Annotated in this window: 9 protein-coding genes; 6 read left to right on the top strand and 3 right to left on the bottom strand. The window is 71.8% G+C overall.

Annotated features, from left to right (window positions below; translation table 11 throughout):
- Positions 1-190: 190 nt before the first annotated feature.
- The gene (locus tag SSOG_RS31275; RefSeq protein WP_039942020.1) at positions 191-559 is read right to left on the bottom strand and encodes a peptidase inhibitor family I36 protein; all 369 of its coding nucleotides are present in this window, start codon (positions 557-559) and stop codon (positions 191-193) included.
- Between the two features lie 124 nt (positions 560-683).
- Positions 684-2,285 carry an MFS transporter gene (locus SSOG_RS31270; RefSeq protein ID WP_009718267.1) on the bottom strand — a complete coding sequence of 534 codons (1,602 nt, stop codon included), beginning with the start codon at positions 2,283-2,285 and terminating at the stop codon, positions 684-686.
- Between the two features lie 117 nt (positions 2,286-2,402).
- Here SSOG_RS31270 and SSOG_RS31265 point away from each other — a divergent pair, with 117 nt between their 5' ends.
- The 5 genes from SSOG_RS31265 to SSOG_RS31245 all read left to right on the top strand — a co-directional run bounded on the left by SSOG_RS31265 (position 2,403) and on the right by SSOG_RS31245 (position 7,715).
- Positions 2,403-3,062 (top strand): TetR family transcriptional regulator, encoded by a 660-nt coding sequence (locus tag SSOG_RS31265; protein ID WP_009718266.1) that lies wholly within the window; start codon positions 2,403-2,405, stop codon positions 3,060-3,062.
- Positions 3,063-3,186: 124 nt separating this feature from the next.
- Positions 3,187-4,392, top strand: coding sequence for an alpha/beta hydrolase (locus SSOG_RS31260; RefSeq protein WP_009718265.1), 1,206 nt, complete (start codon positions 3,187-3,189; stop codon positions 4,390-4,392).
- Between the two features lie 149 nt (positions 4,393-4,541).
- The gene (locus tag SSOG_RS31255) at positions 4,542-5,582 is read left to right on the top strand and encodes a DUF4429 domain-containing protein (RefSeq protein ID WP_009718264.1); all 1,041 of its coding nucleotides are present in this window, start codon (positions 4,542-4,544) and stop codon (positions 5,580-5,582) included.
- A 106-nt stretch (positions 5,583-5,688) separates the two neighbouring features.
- Positions 5,689-7,038 carry a sensor histidine kinase gene (locus SSOG_RS31250; protein WP_039942019.1) on the top strand — a complete coding sequence of 450 codons (1,350 nt, stop codon included), beginning with the start codon at positions 5,689-5,691 and terminating at the stop codon, positions 7,036-7,038.
- Complete coding sequence (locus SSOG_RS31245) at positions 7,035-7,715, top strand: response regulator (protein ID WP_009718262.1); 681 nt, start codon at positions 7,035-7,037, stop codon at positions 7,713-7,715. Before SSOG_RS31250 ends, SSOG_RS31245 begins: the two co-directional genes overlap by 4 nt.
- Before the next feature lie 12 nt (positions 7,716-7,727).
- Here the strand turns inward: SSOG_RS31245 and SSOG_RS31240 are convergent, their stop codons facing one another.
- Complete coding sequence (locus SSOG_RS31240; RefSeq protein WP_009718261.1) at positions 7,728-8,363, bottom strand: C39 family peptidase; 636 nt, start codon at positions 8,361-8,363, stop codon at positions 7,728-7,730.
- 61 nt (positions 8,364-8,424) lie between these two features.
- Here SSOG_RS31240 and SSOG_RS31235 point away from each other — a divergent pair, with 61 nt between their 5' ends.
- Entirely contained in the window at positions 8,425-8,931 is a 507-nt protein-coding gene (locus tag SSOG_RS31235) for a GNAT family N-acetyltransferase (RefSeq protein WP_009718260.1), read from the top strand.
- The last annotated feature ends 73 nt before the right edge of the window (positions 8,932-9,004 follow it).

Genomic DNA, 9,004 nt, shown 5'->3' with positions numbered 1-9,004 from the left:
GCACGATCATGCCGGTGCTGCGAGGGGGGCGCGCCGCCGTCGCGCCGGTCGGCCACCGCGCGCGATGACCTGCCGGGCTGGAGCACGCTCACCCACGCCGGGGCCCCCGCGTCCACCCGGGGTCCAGGGGCTGGCCCCTGGTTCGGGAAGGGGCGGGGTGGGGAACAAAGCCCGGCCCCCGCCCCGCTCGTCACCGCTCCCAGATCTTGAAGGCCCGTACCTGGTAGGCCGTTTCGGGGGTCCAGGAGCCGGTCGGGTAGGTGCGGAATTCGCCCGTCTCGGCGCACTCCGCGCTCTGGTACGCCGTCACCGGCCGCCCCGTGCGGTTGGCCAGGGACGCGGCCGAGGCGCCCCTCGGCAGGGGGACGCAGCTCTCGATGTCGGTGTCGGCCAGTTCATGGACCTGGCGCGCCCCCGTGAAGGCCGCCTTGTGCCAGAGGCACAGCTGCCCCGTGGCGCAGCTGCCGAGCCGGGGCCCGGGCGCGGCCGCCCCAGCAGCGGCAGGAGTCAGGGCACAGGCCAGAGCGAGGGTCGCCGTGGCCAGGATGGTCTTGCGCATGTGGATCACACCCCGTGTGTGGAACATCCGGAAATACGAACGGGAGCCAGCCTGTCGGCCGACTCCCGTCCCCACCACGGGGTCGAGCGAGGTCCACCCGGATAGGGGGCTTGACCCTGAGAGGTCAGATGTGCACGCCCCCGCCGCCCGCTTCCGCGTTGTCACCGCTCTTGGTGAGCACCGCGACCAGCGCCGCGACCACCGAGACGACGGCGGCGACGCCGAAGGCGAGCCCCATCCCCGACACGAACGTGTCATGCGTGACGCTCGTGATCTTCCCGAGGATCTCCGGCGGGGTGCCCTTGGGCGCCGGCGGAATGCCGACCGCGACGGCGTCGGACGCCTTGGCCGCCTGCTCCGGCTTCATGGGCGGCAGTCCGGCCTTGGCCCACTTGTCCGGCAGGGTGTCGTCCACCTTCCCGGCCATGATCGCGCCGAGCACGGCCGTACCGAGGCTGCCGCCGACCTGCATGGCGGCCTGCTGGAGGCCGCCCGCGACACCGGCGTGCTCGATGGGCGCGTTGCCGACGATGACCTCGGTGGCGCCGACCATCACCGGGCCGAGGCCGAAGCCGAGGAGGGCGAACCACACGGACATCTCGACCGTGCCGGTGCCGACCTCCAGCCGGGAGAGCCCGAACATGGAGACGGCGGTCAGCGTCATGGCCGCCACCAGCGGCACCCGCGCTCCGAACCGGGTGATCAGCGCTCCGGCGATCGGCGAGGAGACGATCATGGTGGCGGTCAGCGGCAGCAGGTGCAGACCGCTGTTGACCGGGGTCATGCCGTGCACGTTCTGAAGGTAGAAGGTGACGAAGAACAGCCCGCCCATGAAGCCGAAGGCCATGAGCACCATCAGGACCGTACCGGCGGTCAGCGGCACCGAACGGAAGATGGACATCGGCAGCAGCGGTTCGCGCGTCCGCTTCTCCCAGAGCACGAAGACGAGGAAGAGGACGGCCGAGAGGCCGAGGAACCCCAGCGTCTTGGCGCTTCCCCACTGCCAGTCGGTGGCCTTGATGAGCGCCCAGATCAGGCAGAACATCGCGCCGGACAGCAGCACGATGCCGGGGAGGTCGAAGGACCGCGGGGCGTTCTTGGCCCGGTGGTCCACGAGGATGATCAGGCCGAGAACGAGGGCGAGGACGCCCACGGGCAGGTTGATGAAGAAGACGGACTGCCAGTTGACGTGCTCGACGAGCAGTCCGCCGACGATGGGTCCGGCGGCGGTGGAGGCGCCGATCACGGCGCCCCAGATGCCGATCGCCATGTTGAGTTTCTCGACGGGGAAGGCCGCGCGCAGCAGGCCGAGCGCCGCGGGCATCAGCAGCGCCCCGCACAGGCCCTGGAGCACCCGGAAGCCCACGACGAGCGCCACGTCGCCGGAGAAGCCGATGGCGGCGGAGGAGGCGGCGAAGCCCACGACGCCGATGAGGAAGGTCTGCCGGTGGCCGAAGCGGTCACCGAGTTTGCCCGCGGTGATCAACGCGACCGCGAGGGCCAGCAGATAGCCGTTGGTGATCCACTGGACGTCGGCGAGCGAGGCGCCGAGGTCCTTCTGGATGGCCGGGTTCGCGATGGCGACGATCGTGCCGTCGAGGGCGACCATCGTCACACCGATGGCGACGGTGAGGAGCGTCAGCCAGGGATGACCCCGCAGCCCCTTCGGGGGATCCGATATAGGAGGTTCCGGCGCCGTATCGGCGACGGTGGTCTCAGACGTCATGCTCGGAGGCTAATGTCAGCGTCTGACAATTGACAAACCGATTCATCAGCTGGTCTCTGTCGAGTGGGCCACAGGTAGGGTGGCCTGCCGAAACGCGACAGAAAGCGAGCACGAGAGGTGACAGCGGACGAGGCGGTGGCACCGCCACCGACCGGACTGCGCGAACGCAAGAAGCAGCGGACCCGCAGCGCTCTGGTGCGCTCGGCGCTGGATCTGTTCACCGGTCAGGGGTACGACCACACGACGGTGGACGAGATCGCGGAGTCGGTGGACGTCTCGCAGCGCACCTTCTTCCGGTACTTCGCCAACAAGGAGCAAGTGGCCTTCGCCACCCAGGACTCGGCGGAGTCGCACTTCTTCGCGGCGCTGTGCGCGCGCCCCGCCCACGAGGCCCCGCTGGCCGCCCTGCGGGGCGCGGTGCTCGACGCGTGGAGCACCATGGGCGACTCTGTCGAGCAGTTGGTTCCGGCCGAACTCCACATGCGGATGTACCGGGTGATCGAGTCGACGCCCGCGCTGCTCGCCGTCCATCTGCGCCGCACCGCCGAGCTGGAGGAGCGGATCGCCTCGGAGATCGCCCGCCGCGAGGGCCTCGACGTATCGGTGGATCCCCGGCCGCGGCTGCTGACCGCGATGTTCGGCGGTGTGATTCAGATCGCAGGGAAGCTGTGGGGAGCGGGCGACGACGAGTCCACGGACGCCCTGCGGGACATCACCGCGTTTCACCTGGACCATGTGGGTCCGGCCCTCGCCGAGAACTGGCGCACCGAGCAGTAAAACCGACAAGCTTCGCGAAGGGCATCAAATCCGACATAAGTTTCCGTCAAAACCACGTCCTCAAACGTGATACACGTCACGGTATTTGGCACCTGTGGGCGCGCTTCTCCTAGGGTGTCCCGCGGTGACTTCCTTCTCGGAGCTCGGTTCTCCCTCCCCCGGTTCCACCGCCTGGCGCGCTCTGCTCGCCCTGGCGGTGGTGTTCGTCCTGCTCGCCACCACCGGCTGGACGGCCATACGGAGCCACAGAGGAGACTCGGATCCGCTCTCCGTGTCGGTCAACGCCTGGCGCCACGGCGCCCTCGACGGCCACGCCCTGCCCGATCCGTACGCGTCGCCGCGCTTCCTCGGCCGCTGGCTGGATTCGCTCACCAAGGCGCAGCGCGACCGGCTCGTCCACCGCTACCCGCTGGTCGTCGGCAACCTCAACGGCGCTCCGGCAGCGCTGCGCTACCGCGCCAACCGGATCGCGCTGGCCCAGGCCCGGGACATCGAGCGCCGGCGCATGCACAACGGCGAGCTGACCCCGCTGGGGCGCCATGACGCCGGGCGGCGCATGCACCGGTACGAGGACCTGCTGAGCGGGAAGCGGCAGATCCTCTCGTTCGACCCCTCGGGCCCCGGGCGGGCCGCCGAGGTCTTCGGCGACCTCGCCCACGCCAGCCGCGTCTCGGTCGTGGTGCCCGGTGTGGACACCAACATCCTGACCTTCCAGAAGTCCGACCGGCCGTACACCGCCACCGTCGGCATGGCCCGCGCGCTCTACCACGACGAGCGCACCGAGGCCCCGGACACCAGGACCGCCGTGATCGCCTGGGCCGACTACACCTCCCCGGCCGGTATCGGCATGGACGCGGCCACCGGCAAGCTCGCCGCCCAGGGCGCGCTGCGACTGCGCGCGCTGGTCAACGGGCTGCCCGAGGCGGCCCGCGTCTCGCTGATGTGCCACAGCTACGGCTCGGTGGTGTGCGGGGTCGCCGCCCGCGACCTGCCGTCCAAGGTCACCGACATCGCGGTGGCGGGCAGCCCCGGCATGCGCGCCGACCGCGCCTCCGACCTGGGCAGCGATCGCCGGGTGTGGGCCATGCGGGACTCCGGCGACTGGATCCAGGACATCCCGCACCTGGAGGTCGGCGGCCTCGGCCACGGCGCCGACCCGCTCTCCTCCGGCTTCGGCGCCCGCGTCCTGTCCGCCGCCGGGGCCGAGGGACACGCCGGGTACTTCACCCCCGGCACCACCAGCCTGGACAACTTCGCGCGGGTCGGGGTCGGCCGGGTCAAGACCGTGAGCTGCGGGGACGGTGCCGCGTGCACCGCCGGACTGAGCTGACCCCGGCTGACCTGGGCTGACCTGCGAATGAGCGTACGAGAAGCGGGTGGTGAGCACGTGGACACCACCCACCGGTCGCGAGGAAGACGTTTGACGCGCGTAGCGCTCAAGGGGGGACGGGCGGGCCACCGCCGCATACGATGAGCCGCATGGGTGATGTGCTGGCCGGTTTTCAGACCGTCTGGGAGTTCGACACCGACTCCGTGCTCATCCGCTTCGAACGGGGGATCCGCACGCCGAAGCTGCTCCAGGCGCTCGGCGAACGCCACATCCCCTACGAAGCGCTGTCCGCGGTCGAGCTCGCTCCCGGTAAACGCGGAACGGTGGTGCTGCGCGCGGTGCCCAGACCCGGCGCCGATCCGCTGATGGACGTCGCCGACGGACAGCTCAGGGAGGGGTACGACCCGTACCGCCTGGTGCTGCCCGCCGAGCGCGCGTCCCTCGCCGAGTACTACGCCGAGGAGATACGCGGCGCGCTCGGGCCCCACGTGGACACCGCCGCCGAGTCCCATCTGGTGGCGGCGCCCGCGCCACCGCTGTCCTTCAAGGCGTACGACGGCAAGGCGTCCTTCGACGGCAAGGCGGTGTCGTTCCGCTGGTTCTGGACCGGCGCGTCCTCCACGAAGTGGAAGGCCGGGGACCAGCGGTTCCGGATCGACGAGCTGGCCGGGGTGGAGTGGCGCTCGCCGGAGAACAAGGGCTCGGGCGGCACGGCCGCGAAGGCGGCGGGCACGGCACCGGCGGAGGATCCGGAGGCGCCGGGAGCGGATCCGAAGGGCCCGGCAGGGAAGAGCACGGGATCCAAGGGTTCCGGTGCCAGGAACTCCGGTTCCAAGGGCTCGACCGCCAAGAGCGGCTACGGCCATCTGCGGCTGGTGCCGCGCGGCGCCGAGGACCACCCCGCGGGCCGCCCCGACCACGACCCGGCGGCCGTGGTGTTCGGGATGGGGTACGGGCTGGTCCACGAGTCCCTGCCGTTCGCCGCCGCCGTCCTGGAGGCCGTACGGGCGTCCGCCCCCGCGCCGTGTGCCGAGGGCGCCCCCGCGCCCGCCCGCACCCCGGCCCCGGCGCGCCGCGACCCGGCCGACATCGCCGACCGCATCCGCCACCTCGGCGAGCTGCACACGGCGGGGCTGCTGACGGACGAGGAGTTCAGCGCGAAGAAGGCCGAGCTGCTGGCGGAGCTGTAGGCGAAGAGGGGGTTCAGGGGGACGGGCCCCCTACCCAGGTATGAGCCATAAATCGACTCCCAGGTATGACGTGCGCGAGGTGCGCCGAACCTACGCTGAGGCGACCATGCCCTCACCCTCCTTCACGGGGATCTCCCCCGGCGCCGCGTCCACCGCGCACGAGAGCCTGCCCGCGGCCGCCCGGCGGCAGGCGGGCAGCCTCGCCCGGGCCCTGACGACCCCCAGCTATCCGGCGACCCCGCTGCTCGCGGGGGCCTCCCGGCCCTGGCGGCGGAAGGTGCCGTACGCCGTCGCGATGATCCTCACCGCCATCCTGGTCCCGGTCACGGCCCAGCTCCTGACCAACGACTACGGGGTGAGCGGCGGCCTCGCCACGCTGCTCGGGCTGGCCCAGGCCACGCCGCTGCTGCTGGCGGTCACCCGTCCCCTCCAGGCGTGGTGGATCGTCTTCCTCGCCGATGTGACGACCGCGCTGGTGGTGCTGGGCACCTCCGACCTCCAGCACCGTGTCTGGCCCTGGCAGCCGCCCGCCATCATCGGCTACCTCTTCCTCCTCCTCGCCCTCGCGCTGCGCGAACCGCGCCGCACCCTGGTGGCGGTGTGGCTGGTCACCGGGGGCTCCGGGCTCGCCCTCGGCATGGCGTTCCAGACCAAGAGCGACGGCAGCAACGTGCTGCTGTTCGTGCTCAGCGGGGTGGTGCTGCTGGTCGGCGGCGCGCTGCGGGAGCGCGGCGACGTGCAGCGGCGGCTGGCCGAGCAGGAGACCATCAGCGAGGCCGAGCGGGCCCACCGCACGCTGCTGGAGGAGCGCGCGCGCATCGCCCGCGAACTGCACGACGTCGTCGCCCACCACATGTCGGTGATCACCGTGCAGGCGGACAGCGCCCCGTACCGGATCGGCGGGCTGCCGCCCGAGGCAGAGCAGGAGTTCGGCACGATCGCCGCCACCGCCCGCGAGTCCCTCGCCGAGATGCGGCGGCTGCTGGGCGTGCTGCGCAGCGAGGAGACCCGCGGCGAGCGCACCCCGCAGCCGGGGCTGCGCCAGGTGCCGCAGCTGGTCGAGGCGACCGTGCGGGCCGGGATACCCACCGAGCTGTCCCTCGGCGACGAGGTGGCCGACCTCGGCGCGCTGCCGCAGGCCGTGGACCTGTCCGCGTACCGGATCGTGCAGGAGGCGCTGGCCAACGTCGTGCGCCACGCCCCCGGCGCCGCCACCCGCGTCGCGGTCTCGGCCGCCGAGGACGGCTCCGGGCTCACCCTCCTCATCGTCAACGGCCCCCCGGCCGAGGGCCCGGCAACCCCCCTGGAGACCAGCGGCACCGGCCACGGTCTGGTGGGGATGGTCGAGCGCGTCCGCCTCGTCGGCGGCTCGCTCGACACCGGCCCGCTGCCGGACGGCGGCTTCCGGGTGGCGGCCCGGCTCCCCCTCGTCGACCTGGAAGAAAAGGGCTCATGACCATCCGCGTGATCATCGTCGACGACCAGGCCATGGTCCGGGCGGGCTTCGCCGCGCTGCTCGCCGCGCAGAGCGACATCGACGTGGTCGGCGAGGCCCCGGACGGACGCCAGGGGGTGGACGTCAGCCGCAACACCCACCCCGATGTCGTCCTCATGGACGTCCGCATGCCCGAGATGGACGGCCTGGAGGCCGCCCGCCAGCTCCTCGAACCGCCCCGCGGCGTCACCCACCGCCCGAAGGTGCTCATGCTCACCACCTTCGACGTGGACGACTACGTCTACGAGGCGCTGCGCGCCGGAGCCAGCGGCTTCCTCCTCAAGGACGCCCCACCGGCCGACCTGATCTCGGCGGTCCGCGTCGTCGCCGCGGGCGAGGCCCTCCTCGCCCCCTCCGTCACCCGCCGCCTGATAGCCGAATTCGCCCGCCAGCGCCCGGCCCCCCGCCGCAACAGCTCCCTGCTGCGCCGCAGCGGCCTCACCCCACGGGAGACCGAGGTCCTGGAGCTGATCGCGCGCGGCCTGTCCAACCAGGAGATAGCGGAGTCGCTGGTCCTCGCCGAACAGACGGTCAAAACCCACATAGGCCGGGTCCTCGCCAAACTCGGCCTGCGCGACCGCGCCCAAGCGGTGATCTTCGCCTATGAATCGGGCCTGGTGACCCCGGGCAGCGGATAGCGGGCAGCGGTGTCAGCGCACCCGGCTCCCCAGGACGACACCGCGGTCGGCGAAGAACCGTTCGAGATCCGCCCAGGGCACCTGGTGGTACTGCTGCGAATGTCCTGGGAACCCCGACGGATTGTGCAGCACGACCCCCTTGGGCCCGCAGCCCACCGCGAGCACCAGATGCCCGCCCCGCAGCGGGGGCTCCGGGTCGAGCGTACGGATCGAATGGTGCACCGACAGCATCACGAGCCGCCCCCGGGCCACCTCGGCCTCGATGTCCCCGGCCCCCAGCTCGGGCCGCGCCCGGGCATACAGGCCCCAGCGCCGGACGACCCAGTCGGCGAACGGCGCGTAGATCAGCCCCTTGACGGTGGTCTCCCCGGTCCGCACGTACGCCCCCGCCTCAAGGGCGTCGCGCAGCAAGGGAATCGACGGCGGCACAGGATGCCCGAAGTGGTCCAGAGCCATGCGCAGACAGGCCATGCCGCAGATGCGCGACGCCCAGAACCCGTACTCCTCCCGGCTCCCCGCCCCGCTCTTCTGCCACAGCGGATCATCGGCCGACGCCCGAGCACCCGTCACGAACTCGGGCACGAGGTCCGCGGACTCCCACTGCGCGTAGTAAGGCACACGATGCGTGGTCGACGAGGCGTCAGTCATGGTCCACAGTCTGCTACGGAACACCTGCGCGCAGCCGCTGTCCCGCCCTGGAAGGAGCCCTGTGCCCCACGTTTCCGTGCGTCCCGCGACCACCGCCGACCACACCCTGGTGGAGCGGCTGTGGCTGATGTTCCGCCATGACCTCTCGGAGTACGACGAGATCCTGCCGGACGCCGACGGGACGTTCCACGCCGAGCGGCCCCGTACCGCCCTCGCCGACGCCGTCTGGGCGGCGTACGTCGTGACGGTGGACACACGCCCGGCCGGTCTCGCCCTGGTCCGGGGGCTGACCGGTCCCAAGCGGGTGCTGAACACCTTCTTCGTGGTGCGGGGCGCGCGCCGGGCGGGGGTCGGACTGGGCGCGGTTCAGCAGGTGATGGCCCGGCACCCGGGCCCGTGGGAGGTCGCCTTCCAGGACGTGAACACGGCGGCGGTCCGATTCTGGCGCCGCGTCGCCACGGAAGTCGCCGGGGACGCGTGGACCGAGGAGCGCAGGCCGGTGCCCCACCGGCCGGATCTGCCGCCCGACGTCTGGATCTCCTTCGAGGCACCCCCTACCCCGGTATGACATCCGATGTGGCACCGGGGGTTGACGCCCCGCCACATGTCCGCTCCTTACGTTTCCCTCCGCCACCGAACGG

The organism is Streptomyces himastatinicus ATCC 53653 (assembly GCF_000158915.1).
Classification (GTDB): Bacteria; Actinomycetota; Actinomycetes; order Streptomycetales; family Streptomycetaceae; genus Streptomyces; species Streptomyces himastatinicus.
This window is presented reverse-complemented; position numbering and strand designations above follow the sequence as displayed.